This window comes from Micromonospora nigra (assembly GCF_900091585.1).
Classification (GTDB): domain Bacteria; phylum Actinomycetota; class Actinomycetes; order Mycobacteriales; family Micromonosporaceae; genus Micromonospora; species Micromonospora nigra.
Genome location: NZ_FMHT01000003.1, coordinates 5,755,719 through 5,770,485 on the forward strand (window position 1 = coordinate 5,755,719; position 14,767 = coordinate 5,770,485).

Below are 14,767 nucleotides of genomic sequence, written 5' to 3' on the forward strand. Positions count from 1 at the left end.
CCATCGTCGCGGTGGTGCTCTACCCGCTGTTCTGGATGATCGGCAGCTCGGTGAAGTCCCAGGAGGAGATCGTCAACAATGTCGGGCTGCTGCCCGAGACGTTCACTCCCGGCAACTACACGCAGGGGTGGACCAACTTCGACGTCAGCTTCGGCCGGTTCTTCCTGAACAGTGCGATGGTCAGCCTGCTGACCGTCTTCGGCAACGGGGTCAGCTGCCTGCTTGCCGCGTACGCCTTCGCCCGGTTGAAGTTCCGGCTGCGCGGGGTCTGGTTCGCGGTCATGATCGGGACGCTGCTGCTGCCCGGCCACGTGCTGATCGTGCCGCAGTACATCCTCTTCCGCAGCCTCGGCCTCGTCGGCGGGGACTGGCCGTACCTGCCGCTGCTCATCCCGCAGTTCCTCGCCACCGAGGCGTTCTTCGTCTTCCTGATGGTGCAGTTCATGCGGGGCATCCCGCGTGAGCTGGACGAGGCGGCCCGCATCGACGGGGCCAACGCGTTCGGCATCTTCCGGCACGTCATCCTGCCGCTGAGCCGACCCGCGCTGGTCACCACCGCGATCTTCTCGTTCATCTGGACCTGGAACGACTTCTTCCGGCAGTTGGTCTTCCTGTCCGACCTCGACGACTACACCGTGCCGGTGGCGTTGACGCTGTTCATCGACTCCACCAGTCAGAGCGCCGTCGGGCCGATGTTCGCCATGGCGGTGCTGTCCCTGCTGCCCGTGTTCGGGTTCTTCGTCGCCTTCCAGCGGATGCTCGTCGAAGGGATCAACACCAGTGGACTCAAGGGATGAGGTGTCGCGCCGCGACTGGCGCGACACCCTCCGCGACGCGACCGACCTGGCCCTGCTGGGCATCCTGACGGTGCTCGCCGCCGTGCCGGTGCTGACCGCCGCCGCCGCGGTCGGCACCGCCAGCGCCGCCCTGCACGACCGGTACGGCACCGGCGGCTGGCCCACCGCCCGGCAGATCCTCGCCCGGTTCGGCCGCGGCGTGCTGCCCGGCCTGCCGGTCAGCCTCCTCGGGTTCGCCGCGGCGGGCCTGCTCGCGCTCGACGTGGCGGCGCTCGCCACCGGCCGGGTGCCCGGCGGCGCCGCCGCGCTCGCGGTCACCGCCGTGGTGGGGGCGGCCCTGGCCGGCTACGCCGCCGCGGTCGTGGTCGAGGTCGGTGCCACCGGTGGCGCGGGGTGGCGGATGGCCGCCCGCCGCGCCGCCCGCGCCTGCCTCGACCACCCGACGCGCTGGGCCGCCCTCGCCGGCACCACCGGGGTCGCCGCCGTGCTCGCCGTGCTGGTCACCCCGGTCGCGGTGCCGATCCTCGCCGGGTACGCCCTGGCGGCGGTGCACGCCGTGGCCCGCCGGCCGGTGCCCCGCGCGGAGCTGACGTGAGCGCCCCTGCCGGCGGTCCCGCCGCGAGCGCCCCTGCCGGCGGTCCCGCCGTGAGTGCCCCTGCCGGCGGCCCTGTAGCTGACGGGTCCGACCGCCCCGACGATCCCCGGCTGCACGTCGAGGGCGTCGAGGTGGCCCGGTACGTGCTGGCCCCCGACCTCGACGCGAAACACGGCCCGCGGCCCTACCTGCATCCGGTGCGCACCCTCGCCGGGGTCCCCGTCACCGACGCGTTGCCCGACGACCACGTCTGGCATCTCGGCGCGTCCCTGGCCGTGCAGGACGTCGACGGCACCAACCTGTGGGGTGGGCGCACCTACGTCCGCGACGTCGGCTACACCTGGCGCGACGACCACGGGCGCATCGCGCACACCGGCTGGGAGCATCGGTCCCCCGACCGGCTCGACCACCGCCTCCAGTGGCGCGACCGCCACGGCGAGGTCCTGCTCACCGAACGTCGCCGGCTCACCGCCTCGGCCGTGCCCGGGCACCCCGACGCCTGGCGGCTCGACGTGCACAGCATCCTCACCGCCCCACCCGACCGGGATGTGCACCTGGGCAGCCCCGCCACGAACGGGCGCCCCGGCGGGGCCGGCTACGGCGGCTTCTTCTGGCGGGCCGTCGCGGCGGAACCACCGCATGCGTTCACCGCGACCCTCGACGGGGAGGAGACCGTCAACGGCTGCGCCGAACAGTGGGTGGCACTGCGCGGCCGGGCGCCGGACGGTGGGGCGTACACCCTGGTCTTCGCGGGCCTCGGCCCCGGTGACCGGTGGTTCGTGCGCACGACCATGTACCCGGGGGTGTGCGTGGCCTTCGCCTTCGAGGAGCCGGCCCGCGTGCCGGCCGGGGTCGACCGGCACGGCGGGTACCGGGTCGGGGTCGCCGACGGTGCCCTCGACCGGAACGCGGCGGCGGCGCTCGCCGCCACCCTCGCGGAACCCCTACCGTGACCGCAGTCGAGGTGGCGGCCGTGGGGGAGTCGATGGTCGTGCTCACCCCGGCCGCCGGAGTGCCGCTGGAGACAGCCGACCGGCTCGCCGTCACCGTCGGCGGCGCCGAGTCCAACGTGGTCGCCGCCCTCGCCGGCCTCGGGCACCGCACCCGCTGGCTCAGCCGCGTCGGCGACGACCCGTTCGGCCGCATGGTGACCGCCCACGTCGCCGCCGCCGGCGTCGCGACCGACCTCGTCGAGGTCGACGGGCGGGCCCGCACCGGCCTGTACGCCAAAGATCCCGGCCCCGACGGCACCCGCGTGCACTACCACCGGGCCGGGTCGGCGGCGACCCGGATGGGCCCCGCCGTGCTCGACGACGCCCGCCTGGCCGGGGTGCGGATCCTGCACCTGTCGGGGATCACCCCCGTGCTGTCGCGCAGCTGCCGCGCCCTGGTCGAGCACGCCGTCTGCGACCGCCCGGTGGCCGGCGCGCTGATCAGTTTCGACGTCAACCACCGGCCCGGGCTGTGGCCCGCGCGGCGGGCCGCGCCGGTGCTGCACCGGCTCGCCGACCGCGCCGACGTGGTGTTCGTCGGCCTCGACGAGGCCCAGCGGCTGTGGGACACCCGCGACCCTCACGCCGTGCGACGGCTGCTGCCCGGCCCCCGGCTGGTGGTGGTCAAGGACGGGCCCGTCGCCGCCACGGCGCTGCCCCGCGCCGACCCGGCCGTGCGCGTACCCGCGCTGCCGGTGCCGGTGGTGGAACCCGTCGGCGCGGGCGACGCGTTCGCCGCCGGGTTCCTGTCCGGCCTGCTGCGCGGCCTCGGCACCGCCGCCGGGCTGCGCCTCGGGCACCTCCTCGCAGCCCGGACCCTGGCCGTGGCCGGCGACAACGCCCCGCCCGCCGACCGGGAACTCCTGGACACCCTGGTCGCGCTGCCCGACGCGGACTGGGCCCGCCTCGACCCGGCCACCGCCGGGATCCTCCCCGCCCCAGCACAGACAAGGAGCAGCCGGTGACGGTGCACGACCTCGGACGGGTTCTCGGCGACGCGCGGGTGATGGTGATCCTGCGGGACCTACCCGTCCCGGAGACCGTCCGGCTGGCCAACCGGGCCTGGGACCTCGGCATCGACGTGGTCGAGGTGCCGGTGCGCACCCCGCAGGCGTTCGACGCGCTGCGCGCCACCGTCGACGCCGCCGGCGAGCGGGACCGGATCGTCGGTGCCGGCACCGTGTTCACCCCGGCCCAGGTCCGGCAGGCCGCCGCCGCCGGGGCGGCGTTCACCGTCGCCCCCGGTCTCGACCTGGCCGTCGCCGACGCGGCGGCCAGCTACGGCCTGCCACACCTGCCCGGCGTGGCCACGCCCACCGAGGCGCAGCGCGCCCGCGACCACGGCCTGACCTGGCTCAAGGCGTTCCCGGCGGTCAGCCTCGGGCCACAGTGGTTCAAGGCGGTCGCCGGTCCGCTGCCGGACCTGCGGTTCGTGGCGACCGGTGGGATCGACGCCCACAACGCGGGCGACTTCCTCGCGGCCGGGGTGCGGGTGGTGGCGGTCGGATCGGCGCTGAGCGACCCCACCCAGCTCGACCTGCTCGCCGACCTGGCCCGACCGCCGGCCGCTCGGCCCGACACCGCAGGCACCTGAGGGAAACTCCGCCGGGCGTCCGACGTCAACGCTCGGCGAGGGCGCCCGTCACCCGGATCGCCTTGACGATCGCCGGGATCGAGCCGCCCATCAGCACCACAGTGCCCGGCGGCACCGCCAGTCGCAGCCAGGCCGTCAGCTCGGTGGTGGCCGCCTCGATCGGGCCGGTCATCGCGGCGGCGTCCCCTGGACGCGGTACGCGATGGCCTCGGTCCACACGTGCGGGTACACGCCGATCTCGAAGTAGCGGGTGAACCGGTTGATCGGTGCCCCCTGGTGGTCGTGCCAGAGCAGCCACACCGGGGCGATGGTGAACAGCACGTAGTTGGCGACGACCAGCGGGATGTACAGCGGGCCGAGGATGCGGGCCTGGAGGATGTGCACGTCCTCGTGCCGTTGGATCGCCGGGCCGGAGCCGGCGCAGACGGTGCCGAGGGTGGTGGCGTACCGGGGGGAGACCCCCTCGACCACGTTGACCCGGCAGGAGCGCTGCGATCCGGCGCGGTCCAGGGAGTGCCCCACCACCAGGTGCAGCGCGAGGTAGACGGCGCCGACGACGGTGTTGAGCAGGCTCCAGGTGTGGTCCACCACGAACAGGAACACCCCCCGGGAGTCGGGGCCGTACACCCGGGCGGAGGCGACCGCCCAGCCGAACACACCACCGACAACGAGGCCGAGCCCCGCCCCGACCAGCAGCCCGACCGGCCCGCCGACCAGCAGACCGAGGACCGCCGCGGCGACGGTGTGAACAAGTGCGCTGACGAATCCGTAACCCATGACGAGGCCCCTTCAGGCCCAGGGGCGGTTGAAGCGGGGTTCGCCGCCCTGTGCGACACCGGTCGGTGTGCTCTGCCGGCGGGCCGGCAGCTGGTTGATGCCGAGGGCGGCGGAGAAGACGACCAGCCCGTTGAAGAAAGCGATGATCCACTTCTCGGCTCCGGCATCGCTGGCGAAGGCCGCGGTGAGGTACGACAGCACCAGGGCGACGCCCAGCGCGATCCACTTGCGGGCGGGGTCGGCGCGTGGGCCGATCAGTCCGCCGACGACGTTGGCGGTGAGCAGGGTCGCGGCGCTCGCGCCGGTGAGGCTGCCCAACGCGGCCCAGGTGTAGAGGTCGTCCATTGCCGGTCCCCCTCGGTTCTGCGGTGTCGCGGGTGGTGGTGCGGGCCCGTCTGTCGGGGCGGACGGGAACGGTCGGGGCGGCCGGCCGGGTCGGGTCAGCCCGGGCCCGGTGCGGTTCCGGCCGTGACGGCCGGCGTCGTGGTGGTGCCCGGTTCGTCCGGGGCACCCGGACCGGACGGACGGAGGCGCCGCAGCAGCACGACGACGAGCACGGCGACGACGAGCAGGACGGCGACCCCGGCGACGACCAGCGGCCAGGGGATTCCGCCCGTCGACCCGCCGGCGGCGGAGGGACGCGGCGGGGCCTGGGCCACGGCCCGCAGTTCGGTGGGTTTCGGTTGGTTGGGAACCAGTTTCCAGGTTACGGAGCGGTCGTTGACGGTGCCGTTCGCGTCCAGGACACGGCCGGGAAACGTCACGGAGATCTCGAACGCCGTCAGACGCATGATCCCCGTCTGCTCCGACGGTTTGAGTTCGGTGATCTTTCCTTGATACGCCGACAGGTCCAGACCGAGGGTGAAAATGTATCGGTCGCCTTCGCGGATCAGCTTCATGCTTTCGGTGCTGAACTCCCGCAGCGGCACCCGGTCGTAGCTGATCTGTGCGCCGACGGACTGTGCGTCCTCGTACCGGGACTCCTCGCCGACGGGCAGCGCGGGCACGTACCGGCGCAGGTCGGCGAACCCCTGGTCCGGCGTCTTGTTCTTCGGCAGGATCGACTTCCGCGCGGTCAGCAGCAATTGGCCGGAGACCGTGTCGTCGCGGCTCACGTCCAGCCCGGCGTTCAATTCCAGGCATCCGGCGAGCGTCATCCCCAGGGCGAGACACAGCGCGCCGCGGATCATTCGACCGAGCCCGGAACCCGTATTCATGACGACAGTGTGTGTGATCGTCGTCACGAAAGCAGTCGGCGATCGGTCACAAGGCAGTCGCCGATTTTACCGACGCCTCGTCACGTTCGGCCGGTTCGCTCTGACAGATCACGGCGATATTCTGGAGGGATTGTGTACTACAATTCCGATCATGAATTCGGCCGACCTCGTTGCGATCTCCTGCGTCCTGCTCGTGGACCGGCACGGTCGGATCCTGATGCAGTTGCGCGACGGTGCCGCGACCTACCATCCGCACATGTGGGGGCTGCCCGGCGGGCACGGCGAGCCGGGCGAGAGCCCGGAGGACACGGCGGTGCGCGAACTGCGGGAGGAGACCGGGCTGCCCGCGCCGGTCGGGTTGCGGCTGCTCGTCCGTCAGGAACTGCCCGAGCAGCGCCGCGTGAAGCACTACTTCTGCGCCGCGACGCGGGCCCGCCAGGAGGACGTGGTCCTCGGTGAGGGGGCCGCCATGCTGTTCCTGCCCGGAGACGAGGTGCTCGACGGTCGTCCGCTGACGCCCGGAACGCGGGAGGTGCTCGCCCCGTTCCTCGCCTCACCGGAGGTCGTCCGACTGGCCGAGGCCGTCCATCGGAGGGACGGCTGAGGGGCAGTGGCCTGAGGTGGCCTTCCGACCTGGGTGGGGGTTCGGATACGGTCGGTTGGTGATGGTCGAACAGCACTGGTGGAACGGCGACAGCTCACCCCGCGGTCGCCGAGATGTGTACATCCGCACGGACGGACAGCGATGGGACGTCGAGGCGCAGATCGGCGGCGCGTCGGGGCGTTCCCGCGTCCAGGAGTGCACCAGCCGCACCTCGGCACTCATCCTGGCCGACGCCTGGCGGGGCACCCACCCGTCCTGGCGGCAGATGCCCCGCTGACCGGTCCGCGTGCCGGTCAGGCCGGTCCGGTGTCCCTCCGGGCCGGCGGCCGGGCGTGTCGCCCCGAGGTGCGGCACGCCGGACTTAGTTCCGCCTGATCAGGTTCCGCCCGACCCGGTGTGGGATCGGTCGCACCCCGCAGCCGTCACGTTCCGGTCCGCCCGTCCGTCGATCCCGATGATCGACGGATCCACCGGCGCGGGTGCCGGTGGCGACCACAACGGAGCGGCCATGACCTCACCCATCCTCGTCACCGGCGGCACGGGCACCCTCGGGCAACTCGTGGTGCCCCGGCTGCGCGCCGCCGGGCATACCGTCCGGGTGCTCTCCCGCCGCAGCCGGCAGTCCGCCGACGGCGTCACCCACGTCGTCGGGGACCTGCACACCGGTGTGGGTGTGGATGCGGCCCTGGCCGACGTCGAGGTCGTCGTGCACTGTGCGGGCAGCGCCGCCGGCGACGAGGAGAAGGCCCGCCGGATAACGGCGGCGACGGCCCGTGCCGGCGTACGCCACCTGGTGAACATCTCCGTCGTCGGCGCCGACCGGATCCCGGTGACCGGCCCGCTGGACCGGATCTTCGGCTACTACGCCGCACAGGCCGCCGCCGAGCGGGTCGTCGCGGCCGGGCCCGTGCCGTGGACGACACTGCGGGCCACCCAGTTCCACGACCTGATCCTCACGATGGCCCGCGGCCTGACGCGGCTGCCGGTGATGCCGGCCCTGGCCGGTTTCCGGTTCCAGCCGATCGACGCGGCCGAGGTCGCGGACCGACTGGTCGAGCTGGCCCTCGGCGACCCGTCCGGACTCGTGCCGGAGATCGGTGGCCCTCAGGTGCGTGGCATGGACGAGCTGCTGCGGGCCTACCTGCACGCCGCCGGCCGGCGGCGGCCGATCGTGCCGGTGCGCCTGCCCGGTCGGGCCGCCCGAGCCTTCCGGGCCGGGGCCAACCTCGCACCCGACCGGCCCTTCGGCCGGCGGAACTGGGAGGACTTCCTGGCCGAACGCTGTGGCGTGGCAGCCTGAGCCGCCGGCCGCCCGACTCGCCAGCCGGGCCGCCCGCGCTGACCGGGCCGGCCGGGCAGCGGCCGGCCGCACCGGCGGCCCGGCAGTGCCGCGATCCGGTAAGGGGCGGGAATCGTGCTGGTCGTGACGGGTCGGGTGTGGGAGGGTTCGCAGGACGATCCCGCAGGAAGGACCCGTTCGTGAGCCGCGCCGTCGCCCCTGCCGCCGACCCGGTGCCCCCCAATGTCGTACCCCGGGCCGTGCTGGCCGCGCGCACGGGCGTGGCGGTGGTCTTCGCCCTCAACGGTCTGGCCGTCGCCTCCTGGTTCGCCCGGGTGCCCGCCGTGCGGGACGCCCTCGGCCTCACCGCCGGCCGCCTCGGGCTGCTCCTGCTCGCCATGAGCGTGGGCGCGATCCTCGCCATGCCCACCGCCGGACTGGTCGCCCAGCGTCTCGGCACCGCCCGCACTGTCGTCGGTGCGACCCTGCTCGTCGCCGTGGGGTTGACCGTCGTCGGAGTGTCCGCCGAGGTCGCCGGGTCCTTCGTCGGGGTGGCCGTCGGCCTGGCCGCGCTCGGCTACGGCTCCGGCACCTGCGACGTCGCCATGAACATCGAGGGTGCGGCCGTGGAGCGTCGGCTCCACCGGACGATCATGCCCCGGTTCCACGCGGCGTGGAGCCTCGGCTCCGTGGCCGGCGCGGGTCTCGGCGCCGCCGCCGCCCGGCTGGACGTCCCCATCGCGGTCAACCTGGCCGTGCTCGCGGCGGTGGTGCTCGCCGGCACGCTGGCCGGCGCCCGCGTGTTCCTGCCCTCCGCCGAGACCACCGGCGGCACGGAGGCGGCGGCCCGCCGCGGTGGCCTGATCGCCGCCTGGCGGGAACCGCGCACGCTGCTCGTCGGCCTGTTGGTGCTGGTGATGGCCTTCGCCGAGGGCAGCGCCAACGACTGGCTCGCGGTGGCCTTCATCGACGGGTACGGGGTCAGCGAGGCGGCCGGCGCCGCCGCGTTCGGCGTCTTCGTCGTCGGCATGACCCTCGGCCGCACCCTCGGCACGGTGGCCCTGGACCGCTGGGGGCGGGTGCGGGTGCTCACCGCCACCATCCTGCTCGCCGTGGTGGGCTCCGGCCTGGCGGTTCTCGCCAACTCCGGCCCCGTCGCCGTCGTCGGCGTCGCGATGTGGGGGATCGGCGCATCCCTCGGCTTCCCCGTCGGCATGAGCGCCGCCGCCGACGAGGAGGACCGGGCCCCCGCCCGGGTCAGCGTGGTCGCCGTGATCGGCTACACCGCGTTCCTGGGCGGCCCGCCGCTGCTGGGCCTGCTCGGCGACCGGGTCGGCACGCTGCACGCCCTGCTGGTGGTGCCCCTGCTGCTGGTGCCGACCCTGGCGCTGGTGCCCGTGCTGCGCCCGCCGGCGGGCCGCGACGAGGGCGCTCCCAAGACCGCCGACCGACCCGCCGCCGACTGACCCGCCGCCGACTGACCCGCCGCGGGCCGCCGCCCCCGCCGGGCATCAGCGCAGCCAGACCCGCAACGGTCCCACGCCCCGGAACCCGGCCGCGACGGCGACGGCAAGGTCGCCGCCGTGCTCGTAGCCGACCAGGTGGCGGTCCGCGCCCGCCGCGCACACCCCGGCCCACACCCGCGGCGCCGCCGTCGGGTCCGCCGCGAAGACGTTGGAGACCCCCACCACGTCGCCCCCGGTGTGCAGCACCGCGCCGCCGGCCCACCCGCCGTGCCCGTCCGGCAGGCCCAGGACGCGCACGCCGGGTTCGGCCAGCAGCGCGGCCCGGAACAGCGGGCCGCCGCCGTGGGCGGTTGCCCAGGTGGTCAACTGCTCGCTGGTGACCACCGGCGTCAGCTCCGATGCGCCCGGCGTCGGCCCCGGGGGCAGGTGGATCCAGGTCGCCTCGAACAGCACCCGGAATCCGTGCGGGGTCAGGTCCAGGTCGGCGAAGCTGTCCTTCACCGACGCCCCCGGGCCGTCGTCGATGCGGGCCAGCACGGCTGCCGGGTCGACGCCGGGGCGAAGGGTCACCGCGTCGGGGTACCAGGGCGGCGAACGGCGCGACACCGACCAGGCGTCCGCGTCGGTCACGCCGGTCAGACCGTGCGCCCGGCACACCAGGTCGCACCAGGCGGCGTTGTCCCGCGCGGCGGCCCCGATCACCGGACGATCCTAGCGCCGAGCCGGCTCCCAGCGCACACCCAGTGACCTGCCAGGCAAGGGTGGTGCACTGGGGTGAGCCGAGGGAAGGAGCCGCAGATGGGCTGGTTCAGCCGACGGCCGCGTGCCGCGCAGGGCACCCCGACGAAGCTCGACCGCGAGGCGACCAGGGAGGACCTGGCCGCGCTGGAGGAGTTCGTGACCAGCCGGCGGGGAGTGGAGTTCTACCTGGAACCCGAGACGACCGCCACCGACACCACCGTCGTGGCGATCGCCCACGACGGCGAGTGGATCCGCCGCCGGACCGGCACCCCGCGCACGGCCGGTGGCATCGCCCGCAAGCACGCCGTGCCGCTGTACGAGGCGGAGCGTACCGGCTATCCGGAGCGCATGCGGGCCTGGAACCGGTCCCATCCGGAACGCCGGGCCTGCTGAGCGGGATCAGCCGCCGACCGCCTCCCGCGCCTGGTCGGGGGGCATCGCCGTGCCTCCCGTCATCCGGGCGCCGGCTCCCTGTGCGGTCCCGTCACGTTGACCGGCCCGGCGGGGTGTGGCAGCATTCGCGGCCTGACGGCAGTGAAGGAAGCCGGTGCGATTCCGGCGCGGTCCCGCCACTGTCACCGGGGAGCGATCCCCCCTCGTGAGTCACGGCCGTGGGTGCACGGTTGGAAGGCCGGGGGTGAGCGTCGATCCGGGAGCCAGGATACTTCGGCCGTCGGAGCGTGACCCCAGGGCGTGGACACCCGAGGAGGACCCCGATGAGGCCTGGCCTCTGCCGTACCGACGCTACGCGTCCCCGGTCGCTCGACGACCGTCTCGCCGATCTCGGCTCCACCGGCCGGCCCGTGGTCGCCGGCCCGGCTCCTGGCCCCACCCCCACCGTCGTTCACCGCTGAGGTCCGCGCCGCGCCGTCCCCGCGCGCCGTCCACCCCGAGGTGAGCGTGCCGCCGGCTCGTCGCGTCCGCTGACCGCCGCGACCACTCCCTTCCGCGCCACCGGTGCCACGGTGCCGGCTCGCGTCACCGTACGGAGTCACACGTGCGCATCCTGCTGCTGTCCGCCGCCGACACCGATCTGCTGGCCGCCCGCGCCAGCGCCGCCGACTACCGGCTCGCCAACCCCGCCCGGGTCGCCACCGACGCCGTGCCCGCTCTGCTCGACGGCGTCGACCTCGCCGTCGTACGCCTGCTCGGCGGCCGGCAGGCGTGGCCCGACGGTCTCGCCGCGGTGCTCGCCTCCGGCGTGCCCACGGTCGTGCTCGGCGGCGAGGCCGTGCCCGACGCCGACCTGATGGCGGCCTCCACCGTGCCGTCGGGGGTGGCCACCCAGGCGCTGGCCTACCTGGTCGAGGGGGGCCCCGACAACCTGGGCGAGCTGGCCCGCTTCCTGTCCGACACGGTGCTGCTCACCGGCGAGGGTTTCGCCCCGCCCGCGGCCACCCCCGCCTACGGGGTGCACGGCGACCGTCCCACCCGCCCGGACCGCCCGACGGTCGGCATCGTCTTTTACCGGGCGCACGCCCTGGCCGGCAACACCGGCTTCGTCGACGTGCTGGCCGACGCGGTCGAGGCGGCCGGCGGCAACGCGCTGCCCATCCACTGCGGATCCCTGCGCGGCCTGACCGCCGGGGCCGGCCCGCTGGGGCTGTTCGCCCGCTGCGACACCCTCGTGGTCACCGTCCTGGCCGCCGGTGGAACCGTCGCCGCCGACGCCTCCGGTGGGGGCGACCCCGACGCCTGGGACGTCGGCGCGCTGGCCGCCCTGGACGTCCCGGTCATCCAGGCCCTGTGCCTGACCAGCACCCGGGAGCAGTGGGCCGGCAGCGACGCCGGACTGTCCCCGCTGGACGCCGCGATGCAGGTGGCCATCCCCGAGTTCGACGGCCGGATCATCGCCGTGCCGTTCTCGTTCAAGCGGATCGACCCCGACGGGCTGTCGGTGTACGTCGCCGACCCCGAACGCGCCGCCCGGGTCGCCGGGATCGCGGTGCGGCACGCCCGGCTGCGGCACGTCCCCCACGCCGATCGGCGGGTGGCGGTGGTGCTCAGCTCGTACCCGACGAAGCACTCCCGGGTCGGCAACGCCGTGGGTCTGGACACCCCGGCCAGCGCGGTGCGGCTGCTCGCCGCGATGGCCGACGCCGGCTACCACCTCGGCGACGGTCCGCCGCCCGGCGACGGCGACGCGCTGATCCACGCGTTGATCGCCGCCGGCGGGCACGACGTGGAGTGGCTCACCCCCGACCAGTTGGCCGCCGCCGAGGCGCGGGTGCCGGGAGACGTCTACCGGCGCTGGTTCGACCGGCTGCCCGCGCCGCTGCGGGAACGGATGCGCGAGCACTGGGGCGAGCCGCCCGGTGGGCTGTACACCGACGGCGGCGACATCGTGCTCGCCGGACTGCGCTTCGGCAACGTGACCCTGCTGATCCAGCCGCCGCGCGGCTTCGGCGAGAACCCGGTCGCCATCTACCACGACCCCGACCTGCCGCCCAGCCACCACTACCTGGCCGCCTACCGGTGGCTGGCCGCGCCCGCCGCCGACGGCGGGTTCGGCGCGGACGCCGTGGTGCACCTGGGCAAGCACGGCACCCTGGAGTGGCTGCCGGGCAAGGGGCTCGGACTGGCCACCGACTGCGCCCCCGACGCCGTCCTCGGCGACCTGCCGCTGGTGTACCCGTTCATCGTCAACGACCCCGGCGAGGGCACCCAGGCCAAGCGGCGCGCCCACGCCGTCGTCGTCGACCACCTGGTGCCGCCGATGGCCCGCGCCGAGACCTACGGCGACCTGGCGAAGCTGGAACAGCTTCTCGACGAGTACGCCACCGTGCAGGCCCTCGACCCGGCGAAGGTGCCCACGGTGCAGGCCCAGATCTGGGAGCTGGTGCGCGCCGCGCAGCTGCATCACGACCTGCACCAGGCCGACATGCCCGCCGCCGACGACTTCGACGACTTCGTGCTGCACCTCGACGGGTACCTGTGCGAGGTCAAGGACGTGCAGATCCGTGACGGCCTGCACGTGCTCGCCGCCGTGCCCACCGGCGAGACGCGGGTCAACCTGGTCCTGGCCGTGCTGCGCGCCCCCCAGGTGTGGGGCGGGACCCGCGCCCTACCCGGCCTGCGGCAGGCCCTCGCCGCCAGCGTCGGCCTCGACGAGGCGGACCTGCTGGCCGAGCCGGGGCGGCGGATCGCCGTGCCGGCGCAGCTGACCGACGCCGTCGACGGGCCGGCCGTCACCGCCGCCGACGCGGTCGACCTGATCGAGGCCATGGCCCGGCGCCTGGTCGTCGGCATGGAAACCCTCGGCTGGCATGCCGAGGACGCCGAGGCGGTGGTCGCGGAGGTCGTCGGCGCTCCCGTGCCGGACGCCGCCGCCGTGCTGCGCTTCGCCGCCGCCGAACTGGTGCCCCGCCTCGACCGCACCACCGACGAGATCGACCGGGTGCTCGGCGCGCTCGACGGCCGGTTCGTTCCGCCCGGCCCGTCCGGCTCGCCCACCCGGGGTCTGGTCAACGTGCTGCCCACCGGCCGCAACTTCTACTCCGTCGACCCGAAGGCCATCCCGTCCCGCAACGCCTGGGACGTCGGGGTCGCCCTGGCCGACTCGTTGCTGGCCCGGCACGTCGCCGACACCGGGGAGTACCCGCGCGCGGTCGGGCTCACCGTGTGGGGCACCAGCGCCATGCGCACGCAGGGCGACGACGTCGCCGAGGTGCTCGCCCTGCTCGGTTGCCGCCCCACCTGGGATGACCGGTCCCGGCGGGTCACCGGGTTCGAGGTGGTGCCGCTGGCCGACCTGGGTCGCCCCCGCGTCGACGTCACCGTGCGCATCTCCGGGTTCTTCCGCGACGCGTTCCCGCACGTCGTCGCGCTGATCGACGACGCGGTGCGGTGCGTGGCGGCGCTCGACGAGCCCGCCGAGCAGAACTTCGTCGCCGCGCACGTCGCCGCCGACCTCGCCGGCCACGGCGACGCCCGGCGGGCCACCGCCCGCATCTTCGGCTCCAAGCCGGGCGCGTACGGGGCGGGACTGCTGCCCCTGATCGACGCCCGTACCTGGCGCGACGACGCCGACCTCGCCGAGGTGTACGCGGTGTGGGGCGGCTACGCCTACGGCCGGGGCCTGGACGGGCGGGAGGCCCGCGCCGACATGGAGCGGTCCTTCGCCCGCATCGCGGTGGCGGTGAAGAACCAGGACACCCGCGAGCACGACATCGTCGACTCCGACGACTACTTCCAGTACCACGGCGGGATGGTGGCGATGGTCCGTCACCTGACCGGCACGGCCCCGGCCGCGTACGTGGGGGACTCGGCGATGCCGCACGACGTGCGGACCCGCGCCCTCGGCGAGGAGACCCGCCGGGTGTTCCGCGCCCGGGTGGTCAACCCACGGTGGATCGCCGCGATGCGCCGGCACGGCTACAAGGGCGCATTCGAGCTGGCCGCCACCGTGGACTACCTGTTCGGCTACGACGCCACCGCCGGTGTGGTCGACGACTGGATGTACGAGCACCTCGCCGCCGCGTACGTCTTCGACGCGCAGACCCGGGAGTTCCTGGAGACGGCCAACCCGTGGGCGCTGCGCGGCATCACCGAACGGCTCCTGGAGGCCGCCGACCGGGGCCTGTGGGCGAAGCCGGAACCGGCCACCCTGGACCGGCTGCGGGAGGCGTACCTGACCAGCGAGGGCGACCTGGAGGACCGGCAGTGAGCGCGAGGAGTGAGCCGGGTTTGCGAGCGCCGCAGTCGC

Annotated in this window: 16 protein-coding genes and 1 riboswitch; of the genes, 11 read left to right on the forward strand and 5 right to left on the reverse strand. The window is 74.5% G+C overall.

From position 1 onward, the window contains the following. Positions 1-35: 35 nt before the first annotated feature. From GA0070616_RS25210 to GA0070616_RS25230, 5 genes are read left to right on the forward strand one after another with little or no spacing between them, the layout of a single operon-like run. On the forward strand, positions 36-797 hold the full coding sequence (locus tag GA0070616_RS25210; RefSeq protein ID WP_425413013.1) for a carbohydrate ABC transporter permease: 762 nt from the start codon (positions 36-38) through the stop codon (positions 795-797). Then, positions 781-1,392 (forward strand): hypothetical protein, encoded by a 612-nt coding sequence (locus tag GA0070616_RS25215; RefSeq protein WP_091088381.1) that lies wholly within the window; start codon positions 781-783, stop codon positions 1,390-1,392. Before GA0070616_RS25210 ends, GA0070616_RS25215 begins: the two co-directional genes overlap by 17 nt. A gap of 50 nt (positions 1,393-1,442) precedes the next feature. After that, on the forward strand, positions 1,443-2,345 hold the full coding sequence (locus GA0070616_RS25220) for a DUF6807 domain-containing protein (RefSeq protein WP_091088385.1): 903 nt from the start codon (positions 1,443-1,445) through the stop codon (positions 2,343-2,345). Continuing rightward, positions 2,342-3,349, forward strand: coding sequence for a sugar kinase (locus GA0070616_RS25225; protein ID WP_281188499.1), 1,008 nt, complete (start codon positions 2,342-2,344; stop codon positions 3,347-3,349). Before GA0070616_RS25220 ends, GA0070616_RS25225 begins: the two co-directional genes overlap by 4 nt. Next, positions 3,346-3,978, forward strand: a complete 633-nt coding sequence (locus tag GA0070616_RS25230; RefSeq protein WP_091088388.1) for a bifunctional 4-hydroxy-2-oxoglutarate aldolase/2-dehydro-3-deoxy-phosphogluconate aldolase — start codon at positions 3,346-3,348, stop codon at positions 3,976-3,978. Before GA0070616_RS25225 ends, GA0070616_RS25230 begins: the two co-directional genes overlap by 4 nt. A 25-nt stretch (positions 3,979-4,003) precedes the next feature. On the opposite strand, the gene GA0070616_RS28370 is transcribed toward GA0070616_RS25230, so the two are convergent. The 4 genes from GA0070616_RS28370 to GA0070616_RS25245 all read right to left on the reverse strand — a co-directional run bounded on the left by GA0070616_RS28370 (position 4,004) and on the right by GA0070616_RS25245 (position 5,972). Beyond that, on the reverse strand, positions 4,004-4,150 hold the full coding sequence (locus tag GA0070616_RS28370; RefSeq protein WP_175440202.1) for a hypothetical protein: 147 nt from the start codon (positions 4,148-4,150) through the stop codon (positions 4,004-4,006). Beyond that, complete coding sequence (locus GA0070616_RS25235; RefSeq protein ID WP_091088392.1) at positions 4,147-4,755, reverse strand: glycine zipper family protein; 609 nt, start codon at positions 4,753-4,755, stop codon at positions 4,147-4,149. Before GA0070616_RS25235 ends, GA0070616_RS28370 begins: the two co-directional genes overlap by 4 nt. 12 nt (positions 4,756-4,767) lie before the next feature. Continuing rightward, a complete protein-coding gene (locus tag GA0070616_RS25240) occupies positions 4,768-5,100 on the reverse strand; it encodes a hypothetical protein (RefSeq protein WP_091091595.1) in 333 nt (110 codons plus the stop codon). A 95-nt stretch (positions 5,101-5,195) separates the two neighbouring features. Further along, positions 5,196-5,972, reverse strand: a complete 777-nt coding sequence (locus tag GA0070616_RS25245) for an LppM family (lipo)protein (protein WP_139128993.1) — start codon at positions 5,970-5,972, stop codon at positions 5,196-5,198. A gap of 151 nt (positions 5,973-6,123) precedes the next feature. On the opposite strand from GA0070616_RS25245, the gene GA0070616_RS25250 reads away from it, so the two are divergent. The 4 genes from GA0070616_RS25250 to GA0070616_RS25265 all read left to right on the forward strand — a co-directional run bounded on the left by GA0070616_RS25250 (position 6,124) and on the right by GA0070616_RS25265 (position 9,321). Next, on the forward strand, positions 6,124-6,576 hold the full coding sequence (locus GA0070616_RS25250; RefSeq protein ID WP_091088394.1) for an NUDIX hydrolase: 453 nt from the start codon (positions 6,124-6,126) through the stop codon (positions 6,574-6,576). A gap of 61 nt (positions 6,577-6,637) precedes the next feature. Beyond that, positions 6,638-6,853: a hypothetical protein gene (locus GA0070616_RS25255; RefSeq protein ID WP_245713032.1), complete on the forward strand. Its 216-nt coding sequence runs from the start codon at positions 6,638-6,640 to the stop codon at positions 6,851-6,853. A gap of 231 nt (positions 6,854-7,084) precedes the next feature. Continuing rightward, positions 7,085-7,876, forward strand: a complete 792-nt coding sequence (locus GA0070616_RS25260) for an SDR family oxidoreductase (RefSeq protein WP_091091601.1) — start codon at positions 7,085-7,087, stop codon at positions 7,874-7,876. A 179-nt stretch (positions 7,877-8,055) separates the two neighbouring features. Beyond that, positions 8,056-9,321: an MFS transporter gene (locus tag GA0070616_RS25265; RefSeq protein ID WP_091088401.1), complete on the forward strand. Its 1,266-nt coding sequence runs from the start codon at positions 8,056-8,058 to the stop codon at positions 9,319-9,321. Between the two features lie 45 nt (positions 9,322-9,366). Here the strand turns inward: GA0070616_RS25265 and GA0070616_RS25270 are convergent, their stop codons facing one another. After that, a complete protein-coding gene (locus tag GA0070616_RS25270) occupies positions 9,367-10,023 on the reverse strand; it encodes a hypothetical protein (RefSeq protein ID WP_091088405.1) in 657 nt (218 codons plus the stop codon). 96 nt (positions 10,024-10,119) lie between these two features. Between GA0070616_RS25270 and GA0070616_RS25275 the strand changes: the two genes are divergently transcribed. Both GA0070616_RS25275 and cobN read left to right on the forward strand, forming a co-directional pair. Beyond that, positions 10,120-10,455, forward strand: a complete 336-nt coding sequence (locus tag GA0070616_RS25275) for a hypothetical protein (RefSeq protein ID WP_091088408.1) — start codon at positions 10,120-10,122, stop codon at positions 10,453-10,455. 119 nt (positions 10,456-10,574) lie between these two features. Next, a riboswitch (cobalamin riboswitch) is annotated at positions 10,575-10,751 on the forward strand. Positions 10,752-11,059: 308 nt separating this feature from the next. Beyond that, positions 11,060-14,728 carry a cobaltochelatase subunit CobN gene (gene cobN, locus GA0070616_RS25280; protein ID WP_091088411.1) on the forward strand — a complete coding sequence of 1,223 codons (3,669 nt, stop codon included), beginning with the start codon at positions 11,060-11,062 and terminating at the stop codon, positions 14,726-14,728. The last annotated feature ends 39 nt before the right edge of the window (positions 14,729-14,767 follow it).